Genomic DNA, 20,988 nt, shown 5'->3' with positions numbered 1-20,988 from the left:
GGCGGGGCAGACCCGGGCATTCCTGGCAAGCCCCGTGTGAGCGTTGTGACCACCCCGCTTCCCGCATAGTCTTGCGCCAACACTCCAAACTATCAGGTGAACCGCACGTGACCCGTCTTTTTTCCAATTCCAAACGCCCGGTTCACCTCGGACGGTTTCCGCTTGAAACCCTGAAGCGCACGGAGGAGATGCCCGATCTTTCGGCCGTTCCCGCGACGCGGCAACTGTCGTTTTCGCGCAAGGACGATCCGGTGTCGATCGTGAACGCCATGCGGGATCATCAGGCGGTGATGGACGCGATCCGGGGCGGTTTCGTGAACGAGACCAAATCCACCTGCCCGGATGATCCGGCCGAACGGGCGAACCACATCAAGGCGTTCTGCCATTTTGCCGACGCATCGATGGTGGGCATCGCGGAGCTGCCAGCCGCAGCACATCTGGCGCAGCCTTTTCGCAACCCTGATATAGACAGGCTGGCCGACCGGCTCAGGACGCAACAGACCAAGACGCTGGCGTCGGGGATCGACATGGTGATGGCCGATTTGCGCGAGTCAATGGAGGCACCGCCGAAACCCGTTGCACCTCATACACACGTGCTGGCAATCCTGATCGAGCATCAACGCGACCCCCGCGATGATGAACGCGGCTCCGACTGGATCCGGGACGCGCAGGATCATCGCGGTTGCATCCTCGCGTCGGAAATTGCGGTGGTTCTGGCCAACTATATCCGGCTTCTGGGATGGGAGGCGCAGGCGCACACGCAAAGCACATCGGATGTCTGTCTGAATCGGGTCGCAGTCGCCTCCGGGCTTGCTATCGTGCAGGGCGGGGCGCTGGTCAATCCTTTCGCCGGAACCCGTTTCAGCATCGCGGCCGTCACCACCACCTTCGCGATGCGGTGCGATCTGCCGCTTGCCGTCACCGGTGGGCCCTATCCCCTGCGCAAGCGCCCGGCATTGGCGGAGTATCCCTACGAAACCCGCGATTTCATGGAGGGTGGCCACCCGTTCGAGACCCTGCGCCGTGTCGAAAAGCCGACGACATATATCGACGAAGACCGCGTTGCCCGCGTTCCCAAACGCGCGGACATGTTCGCGCGCGCGCAGTTCGGTGAAATGGGCAAGCGCCTGCAAGACAGCGCAAAGGGAGGACATTACGTGCGCAAGTCGGCGCCCGCCTTTGCGCAGCGCCGGCTGCTGGGCGCCTTCACACTGTTGCAGGATGGTGAGCCGACCCTCCAACGTCTTGCCGGGGATGCGTCGCGCAATGCCGAAAACCTCAAGGCGGTGAGCTATTTCCTCGGGGCGGATGCTGTCGGGCTCTCGGCCTGCCCGGACTGGACATGGTATTCCCACGATGCGGTCGGGGCACCGATCGTACCCGAGCATGATCAGGCCGTGTCGATGGTCATCGACCAGGGTTTTGAAACCATGGAGGGTGCCAGCGGCGACGACTGGATCGCGGTCAGCCAGTCGATGCGCGCCTATCTGCGATTTTCGCTGATCGGGGGGGTGGTCGCGCAACAGTTGCGCAACCTCGGCTACAAGGCCAAGGCCCATACCGTGATGGATGGCGAAGTCCTGCAACCACCCCTGTTGCTGCTCTCGGGCATGGGCGAGGTCAGCCGCATCGGCGAGGTCATCCTGAACCCGTTCCTGGGCCCCCGCCTGAAATCGGGTGTGGTGACAACCGACATGCCGATGACCCACGATCGGCCGATTGATTTCGGCCTGCAGAAATTCTGTGAATCCTGCAACAAATGTGCCCGCGAATGCCCCTCTGGCGCGATCACCGCCGGTCCAAAGCTGATGTTCAACGGCTATGAAATCTGGAAATCCGACAGCCAGAAATGCACCACCTACCGGGTGACGCAGCCGGGCGGCGCGATGTGCGGACGCTGCATGAAAACCTGCCCGTGGAATCTTGAAGGGTTGTTTGTCGAAAAACCCTTCCGTTGGGCTGCGATGAACATGCCGTCGGCCGCGCCCCTGCTGGCCTGGCTGGACGATGCGCTTGACAAGGGCACGATCAACCCCGTCAAGAAATGGTGGTGGGATCTGGAACTGGACGAAGATGGCGGCTATCACCCGACCAAAACGCCGGTCAACCACCGGGAATTGCAGAAAGATCTCGACCTCAGGTACGAAGATCAGACGCTGGCCGCCTATCCGGCGAACCTAGCCCCGCACCCCTATGCCTACCCGTTCCCGATGAACCGTGAACAGGGCATCGAAGCCTATCAGGCGATGATCACCGCCGAGGAATACCAGAAACGGCTGGCAGCGGGCGAAACCGACGGGCTGGCGCATGAATACAGGGCCGATGTCACCAGCCCGGTTCTGCATGTGGAGATCTCGCTGGCGCAGGACATGGCGCCGGGCATCACAAAATATGAATTGCGTGCGCTGGACGGGGGCGGTCTGCCCGAATGGCAGGCGGGCGCGCATATCGATATCGTCGTGGCTCCCGAGTTCCTGCGCCAGTATTCGCTATGCGGGGAACCGGCGGACCGTTCGCGCTACCAGATCGCCGTCCTGCGAGAGGACGCGGGACGTGGCGGCTCGCGCCTGCTGCACCGGATCTTTCGCGAGGGGCGCAAGATCTTCGTCTCGCGCCCCATCAACCACTTCCCGGTCGCAGTACCAGCGCGGCGTCACCTGTTGATGGGCGGCGGGATCGGCGTCACGCCAATGATCGCGATGGCCCATGAATTGCATGCGGACGGCCGCGATTTCGAGTTGCACTATTCGATCCCGTCCCGCGCAAGGGCCGGGTTCCTGCCGGATTTGTCGGGATTTGACTGGGCCGACCGGGTGCATCTGCATATCTCGGACGAAGGCGGCCGCGCAGATTTCGCGCGATTGATCGGACCCTACGAGCGCGGAACGCACATCTATGCCTGTGGCGCAGACCGATACATGCAGGCCGTCATGGACAGTGCCCGGCAGGCGGGCTTCCCGGAGGACGCGCGGCATCTCGAATATTTCTCGGTGCCGGAATTGCCTGACTACGAAAACCACCCGTTTCGCGTCAGATTGGCCAGATCGCAGCGCGAGTTTGAGATTCCGGTGGATCAAAGCATTGCCGACGTGCTTCAGGACAACGGGTTTGCAATCGACATCAAGTGCTCGGATGGCATCTGCGGCGTCTGCAAGTGCGGTTTGCTGGAGGGCGAAGTGGAACATCGCGACCTTGTGCTCTCCGCTCACCAGCGCGAGTCGTCCATCATCACCTGTCAATCCCGCGCCACGCAGGCAGGAGGCATGCTCGAACTGGATCTGTAGAGACCGGGCGGCTTGAGCGGAACATATTTACAAAACTAGAATAATAGCTATATTGACGGCATGACAACACATAGTTCAGTCGTTCACGCGCTTGCGGCGCTTGGCCATGATGCCCGCCTTTCAATCTTTCGCCTGCTGGTGCGAGCGGGTCATGACGGGCTGAATGTCGGGGATATCGGGCACGAGCTTGGCATACCGGCGTCAACTCTTGCCCACCATCTCAAGTCGCTGGTCGAGGCCGGGTTGGTCGTTCAGGAACGTATGGGACGCCAGATCGTGAACCGGGTCGACTATGACGTGATGCAGCGAACCGTTTCGTTTCTCACCGCCGAATGCTGTGTCGGGGTCAAGCTCACGCGCGACGATGCCGCCTGAGTCCAATTGATTTTTGAGGCAGATTTTTCGGGGCAAAAGAAACTATTTATCTAGGATAATAGCCATGACCACCCTCACGCGAACCACCCGTGCCCGTGTGGCCGACATCGCCCACAGGCTCTGGACCAGCGAGCGGGTCTGGCTCGTGTCATTCGGTATTCTGGCGTTCCTGTTGCTGTTCGATCCGGCCCAGGCTGCGCAGAGCGCCCGATTCACGGTGATGAATCTGGCGGATGTCGCGCCCTTTCTTGCGCTGTCGATCGGCATCGCCGCCTATGCCGGGGCAACAGGCGCGGATGGGTTGATCGCGCGGGCCTTTACCGGCGCACCTGCCATGATGATCCTTGTCGCGGCCTTCGCCGGGGGGCTGTCGCCCTTCTGCTCCTGCGGCGTCATTCCGTTGATTGCCGCATTGCTCTCGATGGGCGTGCCGCTGTCGGCGGTGATGGCGTTCTGGTTGGCGTCGCCGGTGATGGACCCGTCGATGTTCGTGTTGACCACCGGCGTTCTGGGGGTCGAATTCGCCATTGCAAAGACGATCGCCGCAATCGGATTGGGGATATTCGGCGGCACCGTCGTTCATGTTCTGGCCAAGTCAGGTGGATTGTCCGACCCGTTGCGCGACAATATCGGCAATGGCGGATGCGGCGGGGCCAGGGTTCGCACCGCTCAACCTGTCGTCTGGGCCTTCTGGCAGGAGAACGAGAGGGTCTCGAAATTTATCCGCGAAGGTATCAGGACAACGCTGTTCCTGGCAAAATGGCTCACGCTCGCCTTTGTGCTGGAGAGTCTGATGCTGGCGTGGCTGCCAGCTGACCTTGTGGCGCGCACTCTGGGCGGCACCGGTCTCGCCCCCATCGGCATAGCGACCCTGGTTGGCGTGCCCGCCTATCTCAACGGCTATGCCGCGCTTCCGCTGGTCGGCGGGTTGATCGGGCAAGGCATGGCACCAGGTGCGGGCCTGGCATTTCTGGTGGCCGGTGGTGTGACCTCGCTGCCGGCGGCAATCGCGGTCTGGGCGCTGGTCAAACGCCCCGTCTTCCTGTTGTATCTCGCCATCGCACTCGGCGGTTCCTTCGCTTCCGGACTGGCATTCCAGCTCTGGAACGCGCTCTGAACCCGTCATGAGAGGGTGACGTCCAAATGATGACGGAACAGACCAGAATCATCTCGGCCCTCGGAGTCGTGCAGATCCTGTCATGGGGCAGCACCTTCTATCTGATGGCCCCGCTGGCACAGGACATGGCGCGGGATACCGGCTGGGAGATGAGCCTCTTGTCCGCGGGCGTGTCGCTTGGCCTGCTTGTCTCCGGGCTTGGCGCACCGGCCATCGGCAGTTGGATTGCACGTAGCGGCGGGCGGGCGACCCTGTCATTCGGCATGATATGCATCGCCGCGGGTCTCGTCATGCTGGGGCTGGCACCGTCACCCCCGATCTATCTTGTCGCCTGGAGCATCATCGGCGTCGGGATGGCGGCCGGGCTTTATGATGCCGCATTCTCGACGCTCGGCCACATCTATGGCCAGAACGCCCGGTCCGCGATCACGCATCTGACGCTGTGGGGCGGGTTTGCCAGCACGATCTGCTGGCCTTTATCCGCGTGGTTGGTCGAGTTGCACGGCTGGCGCATCACCTGCCTGATTTATGCGGTCATACATCTGACGGTGACCGTTCCGATATGCCTGTTCCTTTTGCCGCGCGCGGCAGCGCAAGCAGGGCACCCCGCCAGGGATTTCGCTGCCCCGCCGCCAGCACGCATCGGCGCGGGCGATCTGCGTTTTTTCTGCGTCGCGGTGATCGGCGTGATCTTGTCGTTGCTGGCGACCATCTGGTCCATCCACATGGTGACCATTCTGACATCCGGCGGCCTGACCATCGCCGCCGCAATCGGGCTTGGCACATTGATCGGTCCGGCGCAGGTGGGCGCGCGCGTACTCGAAATGCTGGGACGCGGACGTCACCATCCGATCTGGACGACCGCCGCCGCGACGGGGCTGATCCTTCTGGGGTTCGCCGGTCTGCAAATGGGCCTGCCGGCGTCGGTGGCGCTGATCGCGTTTGGGGCTGGAAACGGCTTGTGGTCAATCGCACGTGGGGCATTGCCGCTGGCGCTGTTCGGCGCAGGAACCTATGCGGAAACCATGGGAAGACTTGCGCGGCCAATGCTGCTGGCCAGCGCGGTGGCACCGCTTGTCGGGGGGGTCCTGATCGAAGGGATCGGTCCCGCCGCAACGATGACGACGCTTGCGGCGCTTGCAATCATACCCTGCATCGCCACCGCAATTCTCTATCGTTGCATCCTGCGTGACAGACGTCAGGTCAGCCGCTCGAACGACTTTGAACCGCTCCTCTGACCGATAGCGTCACAGCACCACCGGTCTCAGGCGTTTGTCAGCCGGAACCGGGCCTGAGACGAGAGCCTGCCCAGCGGCGAGATCATCGACCGCCCTGCGAGATCGACAAGATGCGCGAAAACGTTGCGTTCGGCCGCCGGCAAAAGAGCGGGCTGAACATCGGTATAGATGCGTTCGGCAAGGTCGCGCGCCGTCGCCGGCCCCGAGTCGAGTGCCGCCAGGATCGACGCCTCGCGGCCCTTTCGATGACTGATGAGCCAGTCCAGCCTGCCCGACGGGTCGGTTACGGGCGCCCCGTGGCCCGGATAGAACACCCGCCAGTCGCGTTCGGCAAGCCGATGACAGGACAGCATGAAATCGGTCAGATCCCCGTCAGGCGGTGAGACCAGCGAGCTGGCCCACCCCATCACGTGATCCGCGGTAAAACACCGGTCCTGCCAACCAAGCGCGATATGGTTGCCGATGTGACCCGGCGTATGGATGACCTTAAGCGCCCAGCCGTCGCCCTCGATGGTATCGCCATCCGACACCGCGTGATCGGGTTCAAAGGTCTCGTCGATGCCCTCGCCGCCGCCCGCCAGACCGTCGGCGGCCAGTCGCTCCATTACCGCGCTGCGACCCGCATGGGCGGCACCGAATGCAAGAATCGGCGCTCCCGTGCGCTGCGACAGGGGGCGGGCAAGCGGCGAGTGGTCGAGATGGGCATGGCTCACCACGATATGGGTGATGCTCTGCCCCGGCGTCACAGCATTCAGGATCGCATCGAGATGCGCCGGATCCTGCGGGCCGGGATCGATCACGGCCAGACCGCGCGTGCCGAGCAGGTAGGTGTTGGTGCCGCGATAGGTCATCGGCGACGGGTTCGGCGCAAGAACGCGCCGCAAACCGGGTTCCAGCGTTTCGGGCATGCCCGGAATCGGGTTGAAATCATCTGGCGGCTGGGTCATTGCGCTTCCTCTTGCCGTGGCGGCCCGATAGGCTTAGCCCATGTTCTTCCGGTGGCTCAAACAATATATGCCGCGCAGCCTGTATGGACGGGCGGCCCTGATCCTTATTCTACCGGTTGTGAGCTTGCAACTGGTGGTCTCCGTGGCCTTTATCCAGCGCCACCTCGAAGATGTCACCAGCCAGATGTCCTCGACACTGGTCAGGGAACTGGATGTGATCATTGCCGAGGCTGCCACGGCGGACACACCGCAAGAGGCGCTGGAATTGATGCGGCCTTTCCTGTCCGCATTCCAGATGGATGTGCAGTTTGTCGCACCCGACGCGGTGCCCGAGAGGGATTACATCCGGTGGTATGATTACTCTGCCCGCGTCGTCCGCCAGACCGTGCGCGATTCGATGCCCGATCTGCTGGCTGCCACATTTCCCGACAACCGGTCGATCCAACTGTATTTCCGATCCGAATTCGGCCCCGCCCGGATCAGTTTCAGCCGCCGCAGCGTGACCGCAGCAGCCCCGCACCAATTGATCGTGACAATGGTGTTTTTCGGAGCGTTGATGACGATCATCGCCTTTGTCTACATGCGCAACCAGCTGCGTCCGATCACCCGGCTGGCCAATGCGGCGCAGGCCTTCGGACGTGGCAGAACGGTGCCCTACACGCCAACGGGTGCGATCGAGGTGCGCGCCGCCGGTGGTGCGTTCCTGGATATGCGGTCACGGATAGAGCGCCAGATCGAGCAACGCACCCTGATGCTGTCCGGGGTCAGCCACGATCTCCGAACGCCCCTGACGCGGCTCAAGCTCGGCCTGTCGATGATTGACGAGGACGAAGCCGAGCCCCTGCTGCGGGACGTGGACGAGATGCAGCGTCTGCTCGACGCGTTTCTCGACTTTTCCAGGGGGGTTGCCGAAGGCGAGCCCGAGGCGACCGACCCGCATGACCTCGTCCGCCGGATCGTCGAGGACGCGCAACGCGCCGGCACCCCCGTGCAGCTGGGCGAGATGGCCGGCGAGGGCGTGGTCATGTTGCGCCCCATGGCGATCCGCCGGGCGCTGGAGAACCTGATCGGAAACGCCGTGCGCTATGGCTCCCGCGCCGAGGTCTCTGTCGTATTGCTTGAAAAATCGCTGCGCATTCGCGTCGAGGATGACGGCCCCGGCATCCCTGCCGATCAGCGCGCCGAATCGATCCGTCCGTTCTCGCGGCTGGACCCGTCGCGCAACCAGAACCGTGGCAGCGGGGTTGGCCTCGGTCTCGCCATCGTGACCGACGTGGCGCGCGCGCATGGCGGCGCGCTGCGGCTTGGCACAAGTGAAACGCTCGGCGGGCTCTGCGCGGATATCGTGATCGCGCGTTAGCCGTCAATCCGGGCGGCCATGATGGCGATGGCATGCTGATATACGGTGGCGGCGTTCCATTGCTGGATCACCTGGAAGTTGGGCTGTCCCTGCTGATAGCCGCGCCCCGGTTTCCAGCCCTTCTTGCGCAGGAAATTCGCCGTCGACGCCAGGGCATCGGTCATGTTGTAGAAATCGACACGGCCGTCACCGGTGGCATCGACTCCGTATTTCAGCGCGTTGCCGGGCAGGAATTGCGTGTGGCCCAGTTCACCGTGCCTTGCCCCCAGCGTCGCCGGGGTTAGCGTACCCTGATCGACCAGCTTCAGCGCACCGATGGCATGCGGCACAAAGAAATCCGAACGGCGGCAATCATAGGCCAGAGTCGTGATGGCCGACACCACCTGGCTATCGCCCATGAAACGGCCAAAACCGGTTTCCATGCCATGAATGGAAATCAGCACGCCCGCCGGAACCCCGTATTGCCGTTCCAGCGCCGCGTAGAACTGTGGATTGCGCGCCTTGCGCTGACGACCCTGTGCAACAATCGTGTCCGCGCCGCGGACCTGCATGAACTTGTCCAGCGAATATCGGAACGATTTCTGGTTCCGGTCCGCAGCGATGGTTCGCGTCGCATATTGCGCCTGCGACAAGGCCTGCAACCCACGGTCCTTGACCCCGGCCTTGCGCGCCTCGTTGGCGAAGGACGCCTTCCAAGCTTCGAATCCGGCCCCGGTATTGCCGCATGTCGCGGCAAGGGCCGACTGCGCCAGACCGGTCGCGAGCGCAAGCCCGAGGGCAAGCTGTTTGAAGGACAGTGACATCATGCTGCTCAAATCTCCGTCTGCCGCCATCCGAGTCTAGCAGACCGTCGTCATATGGAAACCGGCTTGTGCACATCATCGGCCAAACGACCGGTGCCCTGCCCGCATGCAAAAAGGCGCCCCGAAAACGGGACGCCTCTTTTCAACTCGCGCTTGATGCAGTGCCGGTCAGCAGCTGTAATACATGCCGTATTCGACCGGGTGCGGCGTATGCTCGTAGGTTTCGACCTCTTCCATCTTGAGCGCGATATATCCTTCGATCTGGTCCTTGGTGAACACGTCACCGGCCAGCAGGAAGTCGTGGTCATTTGCCAGCGCATCCAGCGCCTCGCGCAGCGAACCGCATACGGTGTCGATTCCGGCCAGTTCCTCGGGCGGCAGATCATAGAGGTTCTTGTCCATCGCCTCGCCCGGATGGATCTTGTTCTTGATCCCGTCAAGACCCGCCATCAACAAGGCTGCAAAGCAGAGATAGGGGTTTGCCGAAGGATCGGGGAAGCGGGCCTCGACGCGTTTGGCCTTGGGCGACTCGGAAAACGGGATGCGGATACAACCCGAACGGTTGCTTGCCGAATAGGCCCGCAGAACAGGCGCTTCAAAGCCGGGGATCAGGCGTTTGTAGCTGTTGGTGCCCGGGTTGGTAAAGGCATTCAGCGTCTTGGCGTGTTTGAGAATGCCGCCGATGTAATACAGCGCCTCATCCGACAGGTCCGCATATTTGTCACCGGCAAACAACGGTTTTCCGTCTTTCCAGATCGACATGTTCACGTGCATGCCCGAGCCGTTGTCACCCGCAATCGGCTTGGGCATGAAGGTGGCGGATTTACCATAGGCATGCGCGACATTGTGCACGACATATTTGTATTTCTGCAGCTCGTCCGCCTGCTTGGTCAGCGTGCCAAAGATCAGGCCCAGTTCGTGCTGGCAGGATGCGACCTCGTGGTGGTGCTTGTCGACCTTCATGCCAAGACGCTTCATGGTCGACAGCATCTCGGACCGCAAGTCCTGGCTTTCGTCGATCGGGTTGACCGGGAAATAGCCGCCCTTCACGCCGGGCCGGTGCCCCATGTTGCCCATCTCGTATTCGGTGTCGGAATTCCAGGACGCATCGGTCGCGTCGACTTCGTAAGACACCTTGTTGATGGTGTTGGAGTAGCGCACGTCATCGAACAGGAAGAATTCCGCTTCGGGACCCATATAGGCAACATCACCGATACCGGACGCTTTCAGATAGGCTTCGGCCTTTTCCGCAGTGCCGCGCGGATCGCGCTCGTACGGCTCGCTGGTGTCCGGTTCGACAACCGAACAGTGCAGACACAGCGTCTTTTCCGCATAGAACGGATCGACATATACGCTGTCGGTGTCCGGCATGAGTTTCATGTCCGACGCTTCGATCGACTTCCAGCCCGCGATGGAGCTGCCATCGAACATGAAGCCTTCTTCCAGAAAGTCCTCGTCGACCAGATCGGCGACAACTGTCACATGCTGAAGTTTGCCGCGCGGATCCGTGAACCGGATATCCACGTATTCGGCATCCTCGTCCTTGATCAGCTTGAGAACTGCTTCCTTGCTCATTCCTGATTTCCCCTCTCTGGAAAATGTATTGCTATCGGCTACAGGGCGTCCGAGCCGGTCTCGCCGGTCCGGATGCGGATTGTCTGCTCGACCGGGCTGACGAAAATCTTGCCGTCGCCGATCTTGTCTGTCTTGGCTGCATCGACAATCGCTTCGATTGCGCCATCCACCTGGTCATCATCGAGAACAACCTCGATTTTGACCTTGGGCAGAAAATCCACGACATATTCCGCGCCGCGATAGAGTTCGGTATGGCCCTTCTGACGGCCAAAGCCCTTGACCTCGATCACCGATAGCCCTTGCACGCCGACTTCCTGAAGCGCTTCTTTCACTTCATCGAGCTTGAACGGTTTGATGATCGCCTCGATCTTCTTCATGAGCCCCTCCTGACTGACGGTGTTCAACAGCGGCAGACCACTTCTATTTCGGGTCCACAATCGGTTACGCTGGCAACACGGGGGGCGCGCGTATCAAACCCGCTGACCTGCCTCATGTTTGGGCGATTTGCACAAAAATGGGGCGAAATTGAATCGACGGGATATTGAAATGCCTGAACTGTTAAGCGCAGCCCAGATGCGTGCGATCGAAGAGGCCGCCATTACGGCGGGCACCGTGACCGGGCTTGAACTGATGGAACGGGCGGGCGCGGGCGTGGTCGAGGCGATTCTGCAGGAATGGCCCGAATTTGCAGCGGGGGAACGCACGGCCTCGATCCTGTGCGGCCCCGGCAACAATGGTGGCGACGGTTTCGTCATCGCACGTCTGCTACAGGACAGGGGATGGCGCGTAACCTGCCATTTGCTCGGCGACGCCGGGCGTCTGCCTCCCGATGCACGCACCAATCACGACCGCTGGGTGGCGCAGGGCGCCTGTTTCCCGCTGAACGAGCGTAGCGCCGGCACCATCAAATCCATGCCCGACGTCGTCGTCGACGCATTGTTCGGCACCGGTTTGACCCGTCCTGTCGAAGGCGATGCGGAATTCGTTCTCGGCAACCTTGACACCATCCGCGCCGAGTTCGGCGTCCGCTGTGTCTCGGTCGACGTGCCATCGGGCATGTGCTCGGACAGCGGCAGATCGCTGGGGTGTTGCCCCAAAGTCGACCTCACCGTCAGCTTTCATACCGAAAAGATCGCCCACAGGCTCGACAACGCCGACATCTGTTGCGGCAAGGTCGTCGTCAAGGATATCGGCCTTGCCCGCACAGAACAGAGCGACGAACGCGCAGGCCATGTCTGGATGGTGGAACCGCCAGACCCCGCGACGCTGTCAAAACGCACCGACGGGCACAAGTATACCGAGGGCCATGCGCTGATCCTGTCGGGTGGACCCGGCCGCACGGGGGCCGCCCGCCTTGCTGCAAGAGGCGCGTTGCGGGTTGGCGCCGGGCTGGTGACGCTGGGCGTGCCGCCCCTCGCACAATCCGAGGTCGCCGCGCATGTCACCGCGATCATGCAGACCCCGATCGCGGACGCCGACACGCTCGCCGAACTGCTCTGGGATACACGTCTCAACGCGCTCTGCCTCGGTCCGGGACTCGGCACCGGCACGGCGCAGCGTGCACTGATCGAGGCGGTGTTGCCGCTTGCGCGGCCTGTCGTGCTTGATGCCGATGCGCTGAGCCTGTTTCGCGATGCGCCAGGCGACCTGTTCGACCTCTGCCACGATCGCGTTGTTCTGACCCCGCACGGCGGAGAGTTCGCCCGCCTGTTTCCCGACCTCGCGGACCGCCTGACAGCCAACCCCTCTCGCGGTCCGGCCTATTCCAGGGTGGATGCCACGCGCGCGGCGGCGGAACGAGCGGGCTGCACCGTCCTCTACAAGGGCGCATCCACGGTGATTGCCGCACCCGGCGGGCGCTGTTCGATCCACTCGGCGCAATATGATCGCCGCGCTCCGTGGCTCGCCACTGCCGGATCGGGCGACGTGCTGGCCGGATTCATCACGGGGCTCATGGCGCGCAGCATGGGTCCGATGCAGGCCAGCGAAACCGCCACCTGGTTGCACACCGAATGCGCCCTGAGTTTTGGCCCCGCCCTGATCGCCGAAGACATCCCCGAGCAGATACCCAAGGTCTTCGCGGCACTTGGAATGTGACCCGACTCCGCGTTCGGAGCCACTCTGTAGCGCCCGAGACAGCGGCTTTCCCAAAGCGTAATTTGCCCGAGTCCACACGCATTTCTTCTCGCATCCCCGCGAGAGCTTTGCTAAGCAACGCCAATCCGCGCATGTCCGCATGGCATGCCACGCGGATGTGCGGGTGTGGCGGAATTGGTAGACGCACCAGATTTAGGTTCTGGCGCCGCAAGGCGTGGGGGTTCAAGTCCCTTCACCCGCACCATTTCACGTTTATCGATGCGAAACACACGTAGTTCCTTGGAAGGTGAGGATATTTCCGGCGCTCTAGCGCCTCTTTCGCGGCAGTAGTTCAACGGCTCGATCAGGACCAGTTTCAGGATGGTCCGGCGCACTTTAAGACCGCCTTTACACCCGCTTATGGTTTCAGCCATAGCCCTGGACGTTGCGCCGATACAGGAAACAAAGGCCAAAACCCCAGGTCTTCTTGGCCATCGTCAGACCGAGCAGCAGTTCGGCGAACGAGATGCTGGTTCTCGTATCTAACGCCACAAAACGCCGATCAGAACGCGGTGTCGGGCAGGTGGCAATCGGCGCAGCGTCGGGTGGGGCCGCTCGGTTGGCCCAGTGCCTGTTCCCGTACATGGCAGGAGCGGCACAGGGTGTGAAACTGATCTTCGAACCGATCTGCGATCTGCTTGTCGGTGGCATGGCATGCGATGCAGGGCAGCCCCCCTGTCCCGTCGACAAATTCGTGGTGACAGGTCGCGCAGGCCACGCGGAAATGATCGTTATGCGCAAAGGTCATCGGCAATATCGGTTCGCCCTTTTCGAACAAGGCCGCACGATCGGACGAAACAGACGCAAAGGGGGGCCCGAGCACGACGAGCGCGACAGCGAGCAGCAGCAGGATTGCCAGCATCTCCTTCATGTCACTCCATTCCGAAGCAGGACAAACAGCAGAACCGCGACGCCGCCAAACATCAGGAAAACGGCGCTGGACGCCGATGGCGGACGCGACAGCCGAACCCAGTAGCCCCGACCGAGGCAGGTACACATCACGATCGCCCCGAGCGCGCCCCATTGCACCCATGTCGCAAGGTAAAACCCGCTGGGCAGCACGTGTAGCGCACTGGCCGCGACAACGGCGAATCCCAGAACACGATGGGTTGTGCGAAAGCTGCTGTATCGCCTGTGAACGCGCATCCGGTCGGGCAATCGCGCGAGACTGCAAAGCACCGCCATCGCCAGGAGGCCGATCAAACCGGCCCACATGTAGAACGGTGCGCCGGGCTGCAGGTAAACCCGTACCGTCGCGTCCCCTGCCAGAAACCAGAGCGCATGGGCTATCGCAAGCGCCAGCACCCAATAGCCGAGTCTTTCATGCCGCCGCGCCGCCTGTGATCGCGGATAGGGCACCATCTGGAACAGCAGGCCCGCCAATGCCAGGAACCCGAGCGCATTGCCGAAATCCCAATAATATCCGCCGCCCACCAGACCCGCGAGAAACGTCGTCGCGAATACCGATGCAATCACGATTGCGAGAATGGTCATTGGCCACCTAAGACATGTCGCACCACATTTCACGAAGCGAACCCGACAGCGGGCAGTAACAGGTGAGCCGGATCGGCCGCAAAGCGCGGCTGGCCCCGGTCAGGGCCAGGGATAATCGGCGATCTCTATCCCGGCCTCTTTCAGTTCTTTCACGACCTGTCGACGATAAACGACCACATCTGCCACCGGCAGGGCGCGGCGCCGCGTGACTTCCTCGGCGGAGAAATCCGCGCCGCCCTCTTCGCCCCATCGATCCAGAATGTAGTTCAGGACGCCAGCCACATCGGCATCGGACATATTGGTCGAAATCACACCGGGAACGTGCATGATGTAGGTCCGTCCGGTCTCGATACCGGCAATATAGCCAACCGAATCCTGAAAAGCGGGGATACCGCCTTCGATCGCACCGGCGCCATCCTGACGATGACATCCCGAGCAATACAGAAGGTAGTTGGCGTGCGGCGACAGCGTCGCTCCATTTTCCGACGAGGCGGCAGGTGCCGCGCCGATCCACGTCGCAGCCAGAGCAATCAGAACCCGTTTCATTTCAGCCTCATTCGGATTCGGGGCGCATCGCCTTGAGGTCCGCGTTGCTAAGTGCACCACCGCGCGCGCGCGCGACATCTTCCGCGGTGACAGTCTGGTCCAGCTCACCCAGATTGGCGAGCACCCAACTGCCGATCGAGGCAAGGTCCTCATCCGATACACCCGTGACCGGGATCATCGGCATACCGGCAAACCGCTCGCCACGAACGGTGATCGGCATGTTGAACCCTTTTGTCATGACAGTGCTGATATAGGCACCCGCGTTATCCCCCAGCGCCTGCCAGAACTCGGGCCGGTCCAGCGCCGGAGCAAGCCCCGGCGTGCCCGTACCGCCCGCGTTGTGACAGATGGCACAGTTATTCGCGAACAGCTCCGCACCATCCGCCGCCCCCTGCTGCGCCAGGCCAACGCCGGACAGCAGGGTCGCCGCGCCAAGGAGAACCCTCAGGTTCATTCCGCCGTACCCACGACAATCGACACGGTGCAATGATAGCCTTTGTCGGTGTTGGCCGTGCACCAGTTCACGTCATTATACAGGCTCATGCGGTAACCGGGGCGCTCGCCCTTGTTGTTGTTGCAGAAGGTCGCGGTCGGAATGAACGGTTTCCCGCAGCAGTCATTGTAGCTGATCAGGTATTCCTTGCCGTCATCCGGATTGCTGCAGGTGCCGACCCAGGACACCGCCGACACCGAAGATCCCGGCGGGCAGGTGGTCAGCGAACCGCCGGACTGATCGCAGAGGAAACCGTCAATGGCACAATGGCGCCAGTAGCTGCACGGATCCTCCGCTCCGCCCCCTTCGGATGCATGAGCGCGACGGTCGAAGGGCAGCACAGGCGACAGAACAGCGGCCCCGAACAGTGCCGATCCGGTGCGCGCCAGAAACGAGCGGCGGCCGTGTTGGCGTGCGGACGAGCGGATGTTGGTTTCGACACGTTTGTCGAGACGTTCAAGGAGTTTGTCGATGATACGGGTCATGGGCGGTTTCCTTCTTGATGGAACGAAGAGTTACGAGGTCATGCCGGCAACGGCGGCTTGATATGAGGGTATTCCGGTCTCGGACGCGGTGAACAGGCTTTCAAGCTGTTCCCGGCTGTTCACGAGACCCTTGGCGTCGACCTTGCCGTCCTTGTCGATGAGGATGGCGAAGGGAAGTTTGGAGACCCGGAAACTCATCCCGAGTTCCGAGGACAGGACATAGGGGAACCCCTGAAGCCCTTCCGCCTCGATCAGGCGGCGGTGCAGCGCTTCGCGGCCGTCCGATGCAAGGATCACATCCAGCCATGCGGCCTCGTCCGACTGGATCGATTTCAGCGCCGGCAACAGGGCCTTGCAGATCGGACAACTGGTCGAGAGGAAAAACACCAGCTGCGCGCGTCCCTCCTTGCCGGCGAGGGTCAGACCCTCGCCATTCAGGTTTGGCAACGCCATCGGCGCAACCTTGTCGCCCAGCCCCGGCCCGCTGTCGGAAATCATCGCCCCGACCGGAGAGACCCGCTCGAACAGGATGCCGACCTGGCGGGCCAATGCAAAGATGACTCCGATCTGAACGATCACGATGATCCAGAGCAACAGGTTGGAAAAGACGAGCAGGGTCATGTCAGCTTTCTCCTGCGCGGATATTGGGCAGGTGCGAGGCGAGTTTTTCGACGACCGCGTAGATCGCGGCAAGAACCAGTGCGGCTGCGATGGCCGCAGCGGCATCAACCGCTCCGATGGCCTGCGCAGGCAAGACGGCCACGATCAGGGCGAGTCCGGCGAGTATCGCGTTCCGGAGCAGCGTATACCCCGACACGATCTGCGGCGCACCACCGCAACCGCAGTCGATCTCGCTGCGCCCGCGCATCAGCGCGGTTGCCATCAGCAGGCCGTAACCGGTGAACAACAGGGCCGCGGCCACGGCGCCCGGCATGCGCGTCGCCGGGATCAGCAGGGCAAGCACGATACCGATTTCGATTGCCGTCAACACTCGCACGATCGGTGCCGCCCACCGGTCCGGAACCACCCCATAGCCCTGTGCGAAGCCCACGGTTTCAAGAAACCGTTCAAGCTTGTGCCAGGCAGCGCGCATGATCACGATCACCAGAAAGGTGGTGATCGTCACCGATGCAAGGGGGGCGATGGCCTCCATCTCAGTAGTCGGTCGAGAGGATGGTGGCAAAGAACGCGACGCCTTCGCTTTCGGCGGCCTTGGTCAGGCTCACCGTATCGCCAAGCGTGACTTCATAGCGACGCACGCCGCCAAGGTGATCGACACCGAACACCGCCGGAACATCACCACCGCTGACGGTGATATTGCCTTCGCCATTGGCTTCGGACCGCCCGACGACGGTTTCGCTCTCCATGTTGATCGCCCAGATTTCTTCGGCGGGCAGCTTGTGCGAGCCATCAAACGGGTTGGAATGCATCGTGATGAACAGCGTCTGCGACGGTTCGTGATACCCCATCAGGTTATATCCCGACGGTGCCCAGCCCTCTTCCGCAAACTCGATGGTCTTGACCAGCGTCGGCGTGTCTGCGCTGTCGTCAACGACCAGCAGGGCACCCGCGTAGGACACGTAGACCAGATTGCCGCCGACGCGCACCGCATTGCCAAAGACCGGGTTGGTATCTGCATCGAATATCTTGTCGGATCTCGCCGGGTCGCCAAAGCTGCCATCCGCCGCATAGCTGTATTTGACCACCGTGCCATCGCCGCACAACGTCGAGAACGCCATGTCATCCAGCGCCGGATAGGCGGTCCAGCAGCCGGGCGTCGGGATTTCGACGAGTTCCTTGTTTTCGGTCAGGTCCACAATGCTGACCGAGGTGGCGGGCGTCGCGTTCTGGACCACGAGATAACCGCCATCGGACGACAGATTGAGCACGCCGCGCTGGCTCAGGGTTTGGGCGAGCTTGTTGGAGACGATGATTTCGCGTTTGGCGGTGAGCGCCTGCGAGTCCCATTCTGTCACCACGGCCTCGACATCGCCATATGTATAGCGGCTCATGAAAACCGACGACGTATAGACGCTGGACTTGTCGGGACTCATCAGCATCTGGCTGAAGTTGCCGGCACCGATATTCCCCTCCAGAGACAGGTCATCGGCATTCAGTACGGTGATGGAGCTTGGACCGGAAATGCCCATGTCCATGACATAGACATGTTCTCCCTCGGAAATGCGCTCTTCGACAACAAGCGTTTCCGGTTCCAGGTCAACTTCCTGCGCGCCGGCCTGCCCACCAAGGACGGCCAGGAGCGAAAGGGCGGTTATAGCTTTGTTTTTCATGGGCAACCTGCTGGTATGTTGTGAATGGTGTTTCAGTTTCATGCGTCGGCCCGCCATCTGCCGGGCGCGAGCTGGGTGAGCGCGGAACAGGGCCTCAAACGATCCGACCGAACGCGCGGCACGACATTCGCGACTGTCCGCAACCGGGGCATCCGCCTCGTCATGCCGGAGCTGATCTCACAAGAGCCATTGCCGTCCCTCCCCATCATCGCGTTCCGGCTACGTTGCATCAGACGACACCACAAGGCCAAGATCGGGTCTTGGCCTGCCGCGCCAAAAGCCGGGACAAATGCGCCAATTTTATCTTTTGTTTTCAATGCAGACGCCCTTTCTTGCAGAAAGTTCAATCCAGACCGGCACCTGAAGCCACCCCTTTGATGCTACGAAGTGATCATCAGCCGATCAACAAAATTGTTGCTTGCAAGACGGTCGGGACCATGCCTGCAAGCACCGACGACACGCATCGGCGCCCCCTATTCCGCTTCTTTGGCCAGCATGTCCTGCATACGTTCGGACATGACGAACTTCTGCGGTTTTCCCGTGATCGTCATCGGCAGTTCGGCGACGACCCGCACATGTTTGGGCACTTTGTAATGGGCGATCTGCCCCTTGCAGAATGCCCTTATCTCCTCGGCTGCGAGCGCGCTGCCTGGCTTTTCTATGATCCATGCGCAGACGACCTCGCCGAGTTTGTCATCCGGAACGCCAAACACCTGCGCCTCGCTGACAGCGGGATGCCGGATCAGGAATTCCTCGATCTCGCGCGGGAAAATGTTCTCGCCGCCTCGAATGATCATGTCCTTGACCCGTCCCACGATCGAACAGAATCCCAGCTCGTCGAACACACCGAGATCGCCGGTATGCATCCACCCATCCCGGATGCTCTTGCCGGTGGCCTCCTCGTCGCCCCAATACCCCGTCATCACGGAATACCCTTTGGTGCAAATCTCGCCGCGTTCGCCAACCGGTACGGTCTCGCCGGACTCGTCGATCAGCTTCACCTCAAGATGCGGATGAATGCGCCCGACGGTTTCACAGCGCTTGTCGACCGGATCGTTGGTAAAGCTCTGGAATGACACCGGCGACGTTTCCGTCATGCCATAGCAGATCGTGACCTCCGACATGTGCATCTCGCTGCCGACCCGGTTCATGACCTCGATGGGACAGGGCGCACCCGCCATGATACCGGTCCGCAAACTCGACAGGTCGCGCGATCGGTTGCCAAGTTCTTGCAGCATCGCCACGAACATGGTCGGCACCCCGTAGAGCGCGGTCGCGCGTTCCGCCTCGGTCGCATCCAGGGTCTGCACCGGGTCAAAGGCTTCGCCGGGAAAGACGATGCGCGCACCCTTGCTGACCGCGCCAAGCACGCCCATGACCATCCCGAAACAGTGATACAACGGCACCGGGATCACCAGGGTATCCGCGTCTGTCATATCAATGCGGTCGGTCACGAACCTCGCATTGTTGACGATGTTGAAATGCGACAGGGTCGCGCCCTTGGGCAATCCCGTCGTGCCCGAGGTAAATTGAATATTGATCGGCTCCTGCGGTGTCAGCGTCGCATCGATGACCTCAAGCTGTGCGCGTTCGTCGGCCCCGCCGAGTTTTGCAAGGTCGTCAAACGGCATCATGCCTGCCCCCGGCTCGGCGCTCATCACGATGACGTGGCGCAGTTCGGGCAGGCTCGCGGCACGCAGGGCACCGGGTTTTGCACTCGCCAGTTCAGGCAGCAGCTCGCAAAGCATATCAACGTAGTTCGAGCTTTTGAACACCGGCGCGGCGATCAACGCCTTGCACCCCACCTTGTGAAGCGCGTGCTGCAATTCGGACAACCGGTAAGCCGGGTTGATATTGACGAGAATCGCGCCGATCCGCGCGGTGGCGAACTGAGTCAGGACCCATTCGAACCGGTTCGGCGACCAGATTCCGACGCGATCCCCCTTTTGCAAGCCAAGCGCAAGCAGACCCGCAGCGCATTGATCGATCCGCTCGTCGAACTCCCGATAGGTCAGGCGCAGACCGGTTTCGGAAAAGACCAATGCCTCTCGATCGCCGAACGCATCCAGCGTTTCACGGAACAACTGCGGGATGGTCACATCCTTCAAGTCCGGCTCCGTCGCGCCGACGACATGCGACCTGCCATCTACCGGCGCCGAACGATCATGCTCAACACTATTCAAACCAATCCTCCTCCCGATATGGCCGAAGCGAAACATGCGCGCCCCACCAGCCCGGCCGTCCACCGCTCGAGCCCTGCGACGCTTCTGTCAACACGCCATCCACTCCTCCGCCGCGCGACCTCTGTTCCTGTCACGGCGAACGGCACCTAATCATGGCGACGATGACAAATCTTGGTGTCGTGCGCCACGTATACTGCCGATCGCGCCAAAATTAATGTTGCGATTCAGCACTCCCGCGATTGGCGGTGATCTGCGAACAGAATTCACGCGGCGACAGCCCGTGATGTTTGCGAAACAACCGGTTGAAATGCGACAGGTCATTGAAACCGGATTGAAAGGCGATTTCCGAAATCGGCGCCCGCGTTCCCAACCGCGCATTCCGTTCGAGCCGCGCGCGCACGAACATCAGGCGGCGTTGCTGTACCTCGCGCGTGAAACTCGTCCCGTTTTCGCTGAAATCCCGTTGAAGTTGCCGCCGGGACCGGCCGACATCGCGCGCGAGGCAGTCGATGGTAAAACTCGCATCCGTCAGCTTGCGGTCAATCGTGTCCTGCACATATCGAAACAGGTCGTCGGGGTTTCGAAACCGCGACGCGTCGACCGTGGCGGGTTCGCTGCCAAAGACGATCCGGATGTAATCAAACAGGTAGACGGCGGAAAA

Annotated in this window: 20 protein-coding genes and 1 tRNA gene; 7 read left to right on the top strand and 14 right to left on the bottom strand. The window is 61.6% G+C overall.

What is annotated here, in order from left to right:
- Positions 1 to 107 precede the first annotated feature (107 nt).
- From AB9K34_RS17275 to AB9K34_RS17260, 4 genes are all read left to right on the top strand, one after another.
- Positions 108 to 3,284, top strand: coding sequence for a reductive dehalogenase domain-containing protein (locus tag AB9K34_RS17275; protein ID WP_369955677.1), 3,177 nt, complete (start codon positions 108 to 110; stop codon positions 3,282 to 3,284).
- 60 nt (positions 3,285 to 3,344) lie between these two features.
- On the top strand, positions 3,345 to 3,659 hold the full coding sequence (locus tag AB9K34_RS17270) for an ArsR/SmtB family transcription factor (RefSeq protein WP_369955676.1): 315 nt from the start codon (positions 3,345 to 3,347) through the stop codon (positions 3,657 to 3,659).
- Between the two features lie 64 nt (positions 3,660 to 3,723).
- Positions 3,724 to 4,776, top strand: coding sequence for a permease (locus AB9K34_RS17265; protein WP_369955675.1), 1,053 nt, complete (start codon positions 3,724 to 3,726; stop codon positions 4,774 to 4,776).
- A gap of 26 nt (positions 4,777 to 4,802) precedes the next feature.
- Entirely contained in the window at positions 4,803 to 6,014 is a 1,212-nt protein-coding gene (locus AB9K34_RS17260) for an MFS transporter (RefSeq protein ID WP_369955674.1), read from the top strand.
- A 26-nt stretch (positions 6,015 to 6,040) separates the two neighbouring features.
- On the opposite strand, the gene AB9K34_RS17255 is transcribed toward AB9K34_RS17260, so the two are convergent.
- Positions 6,041 to 6,961, bottom strand: a complete 921-nt coding sequence (locus tag AB9K34_RS17255; RefSeq protein ID WP_369955673.1) for an MBL fold metallo-hydrolase — start codon at positions 6,959 to 6,961, stop codon at positions 6,041 to 6,043.
- A gap of 40 nt (positions 6,962 to 7,001) precedes the next feature.
- Here AB9K34_RS17255 and AB9K34_RS17250 point away from each other — a divergent pair, with 40 nt between their 5' ends.
- Complete coding sequence (locus tag AB9K34_RS17250) at positions 7,002 to 8,321, top strand: ATP-binding protein (protein ID WP_369955672.1); 1,320 nt, start codon at positions 7,002 to 7,004, stop codon at positions 8,319 to 8,321.
- On the opposite strand, the gene AB9K34_RS17245 is transcribed toward AB9K34_RS17250, so the two are convergent.
- The 3 genes from AB9K34_RS17245 to AB9K34_RS17235 all read right to left on the bottom strand — a co-directional run bounded on the left by AB9K34_RS17245 (position 8,318) and on the right by AB9K34_RS17235 (position 11,076).
- Positions 8,318 to 9,124, bottom strand: coding sequence for a lytic transglycosylase domain-containing protein (locus tag AB9K34_RS17245; RefSeq protein ID WP_369955700.1), 807 nt, complete (start codon positions 9,122 to 9,124; stop codon positions 8,318 to 8,320). The two genes, AB9K34_RS17250 and AB9K34_RS17245, sit on opposite strands and share 4 nt — an antisense overlap.
- A 168-nt stretch (positions 9,125 to 9,292) precedes the next feature.
- On the bottom strand, positions 9,293 to 10,699 hold the full coding sequence (gene glnA, locus AB9K34_RS17240) for a type I glutamate--ammonia ligase (RefSeq protein ID WP_369955671.1): 1,407 nt from the start codon (positions 10,697 to 10,699) through the stop codon (positions 9,293 to 9,295).
- A 38-nt stretch (positions 10,700 to 10,737) separates the two neighbouring features.
- Positions 10,738 to 11,076: a P-II family nitrogen regulator gene (locus AB9K34_RS17235; RefSeq protein WP_369955670.1), complete on the bottom strand. Its 339-nt coding sequence runs from the start codon at positions 11,074 to 11,076 to the stop codon at positions 10,738 to 10,740.
- A gap of 169 nt (positions 11,077 to 11,245) precedes the next feature.
- Here AB9K34_RS17235 and AB9K34_RS17230 point away from each other — a divergent pair, with 169 nt between their 5' ends.
- Together AB9K34_RS17230 and AB9K34_RS17225 are read left to right on the top strand one after the other, a co-directional pair.
- Complete coding sequence (locus tag AB9K34_RS17230; protein ID WP_369955669.1) at positions 11,246 to 12,796, top strand: NAD(P)H-hydrate dehydratase; 1,551 nt, start codon at positions 11,246 to 11,248, stop codon at positions 12,794 to 12,796.
- Between the two features lie 159 nt (positions 12,797 to 12,955).
- Positions 12,956 to 13,040 (top strand) — tRNA-Leu (locus tag AB9K34_RS17225).
- 297 nt (positions 13,041 to 13,337) lie between these two features.
- Here AB9K34_RS17225 and AB9K34_RS17220 read toward each other — a convergent pair.
- The 10 genes from AB9K34_RS17220 to AB9K34_RS17175 all read right to left on the bottom strand — a co-directional run.
- A complete protein-coding gene (locus AB9K34_RS17220; RefSeq protein WP_369955668.1) occupies positions 13,338 to 13,706 on the bottom strand; it encodes a cytochrome c3 family protein in 369 nt (122 codons plus the stop codon).
- On the bottom strand, positions 13,703 to 14,329 hold the full coding sequence (locus AB9K34_RS17215) for a ferric reductase-like transmembrane domain-containing protein (protein ID WP_369955667.1): 627 nt from the start codon (positions 14,327 to 14,329) through the stop codon (positions 13,703 to 13,705). The genes AB9K34_RS17220 and AB9K34_RS17215 overlap by 4 nt, the downstream gene beginning before the upstream one ends.
- 99 nt (positions 14,330 to 14,428) lie before the next feature.
- Entirely contained in the window at positions 14,429 to 14,875 is a 447-nt protein-coding gene (locus tag AB9K34_RS17210; RefSeq protein ID WP_369955666.1) for a cytochrome c, read from the bottom strand.
- A 7-nt stretch (positions 14,876 to 14,882) separates the two neighbouring features.
- Positions 14,883 to 15,329 carry a cytochrome c gene (locus tag AB9K34_RS17205; RefSeq protein WP_369955665.1) on the bottom strand — a complete coding sequence of 149 codons (447 nt, stop codon included), beginning with the start codon at positions 15,327 to 15,329 and terminating at the stop codon, positions 14,883 to 14,885.
- Entirely contained in the window at positions 15,326 to 15,853 is a 528-nt protein-coding gene (locus AB9K34_RS17200) for a methylamine dehydrogenase light chain (RefSeq protein ID WP_369955664.1), read from the bottom strand. The genes AB9K34_RS17205 and AB9K34_RS17200 overlap by 4 nt, the downstream gene beginning before the upstream one ends.
- 30 nt (positions 15,854 to 15,883) lie before the next feature.
- On the bottom strand, positions 15,884 to 16,474 hold the full coding sequence (locus AB9K34_RS17195; protein ID WP_369955663.1) for a redoxin domain-containing protein: 591 nt from the start codon (positions 16,472 to 16,474) through the stop codon (positions 15,884 to 15,886).
- Position 16,475: 1 nt separating this feature from the next.
- Positions 16,476 to 17,006: a MauE/DoxX family redox-associated membrane protein gene (locus AB9K34_RS17190; protein ID WP_369955662.1), complete on the bottom strand. Its 531-nt coding sequence runs from the start codon at positions 17,004 to 17,006 to the stop codon at positions 16,476 to 16,478.
- 1 nt (position 17,007) lies between these two features.
- Positions 17,008 to 18,144, bottom strand: coding sequence for an amine dehydrogenase large subunit (locus AB9K34_RS17185; protein ID WP_369955661.1), 1,137 nt, complete (start codon positions 18,142 to 18,144; stop codon positions 17,008 to 17,010).
- A gap of 473 nt (positions 18,145 to 18,617) precedes the next feature.
- Complete coding sequence (locus AB9K34_RS17180; RefSeq protein WP_369955660.1) at positions 18,618 to 20,363, bottom strand: AMP-binding protein; 1,746 nt, start codon at positions 20,361 to 20,363, stop codon at positions 18,618 to 18,620.
- A gap of 175 nt (positions 20,364 to 20,538) precedes the next feature.
- Positions 20,539 to 20,988: helix-turn-helix domain-containing protein (locus AB9K34_RS17175; RefSeq protein WP_369955659.1), on the bottom strand; the 450-nt coding region annotated here is incomplete at its 5' end.

Origin of the sequence: Sedimentitalea sp. XS_ASV28 (assembly GCF_041224545.1) — a bacterium.
GTDB lineage: Bacteria > Pseudomonadota > Alphaproteobacteria > Rhodobacterales > Rhodobacteraceae > Sedimentitalea.
The sequence above is the reverse complement of the archived record's forward strand: the minus strand, read 5'-3'. Positions and strand labels throughout refer to the sequence as shown.

Coding starts and splice junctions, on each gene's coding strand:
- AB9K34_RS17270 (WP_369955676.1), top strand. CDS start 3,345: ATGACAACACATAGTTCAGTCGTTCACGCGCTTGCGGCGCTTGGCCAT.
- AB9K34_RS17265 (WP_369955675.1), top strand. CDS start 3,724: ATGACCACCCTCACGCGAACCACCCGTGCCCGTGTGGCCGACATCGCC.
- AB9K34_RS17260 (WP_369955674.1), top strand. CDS start 4,803: ATGATGACGGAACAGACCAGAATCATCTCGGCCCTCGGAGTCGTGCAG.
- AB9K34_RS17255 (WP_369955673.1), bottom strand. CDS start 6,961: ATGACCCAGCCGCCAGATGATTTCAACCCGATTCCGGGCATGCCCGAA.
- AB9K34_RS17250 (WP_369955672.1), top strand. CDS start 7,002: ATGTTCTTCCGGTGGCTCAAACAATATATGCCGCGCAGCCTGTATGGA.
- AB9K34_RS17245 (WP_369955700.1), bottom strand. CDS start 9,124: ATGTCACTGTCCTTCAAACAGCTTGCCCTCGGGCTTGCGCTCGCGACC.
- glnA (WP_369955671.1), bottom strand. CDS start 10,699: ATGAGCAAGGAAGCAGTTCTCAAGCTGATCAAGGACGAGGATGCCGAA.
- AB9K34_RS17235 (WP_369955670.1), bottom strand. CDS start 11,076: ATGAAGAAGATCGAGGCGATCATCAAACCGTTCAAGCTCGATGAAGTG.
- AB9K34_RS17230 (WP_369955669.1), top strand. CDS start 11,246: ATGCCTGAACTGTTAAGCGCAGCCCAGATGCGTGCGATCGAAGAGGCC.
- AB9K34_RS17220 (WP_369955668.1), bottom strand. CDS start 13,706: ATGAAGGAGATGCTGGCAATCCTGCTGCTGCTCGCTGTCGCGCTCGTC.
- AB9K34_RS17215 (WP_369955667.1), bottom strand. CDS start 14,329: ATGACCATTCTCGCAATCGTGATTGCATCGGTATTCGCGACGACGTTT.
- AB9K34_RS17210 (WP_369955666.1), bottom strand. CDS start 14,875: ATGAAACGGGTTCTGATTGCTCTGGCTGCGACGTGGATCGGCGCGGCA.
- AB9K34_RS17205 (WP_369955665.1), bottom strand. CDS start 15,329: ATGAACCTGAGGGTTCTCCTTGGCGCGGCGACCCTGCTGTCCGGCGTT.
- AB9K34_RS17200 (WP_369955664.1), bottom strand. CDS start 15,853: ATGACCCGTATCATCGACAAACTCCTTGAACGTCTCGACAAACGTGTC.
- AB9K34_RS17195 (WP_369955663.1), bottom strand. CDS start 16,474: ATGACCCTGCTCGTCTTTTCCAACCTGTTGCTCTGGATCATCGTGATC.
- AB9K34_RS17190 (WP_369955662.1), bottom strand. CDS start 17,006: ATGGAGGCCATCGCCCCCCTTGCATCGGTGACGATCACCACCTTTCTG.
- AB9K34_RS17185 (WP_369955661.1), bottom strand. CDS start 18,144: ATGAAAAACAAAGCTATAACCGCCCTTTCGCTCCTGGCCGTCCTTGGT.
- AB9K34_RS17180 (WP_369955660.1), bottom strand. CDS start 20,363: ATGTTTCGCTTCGGCCATATCGGGAGGAGGATTGGTTTGAATAGTGTT.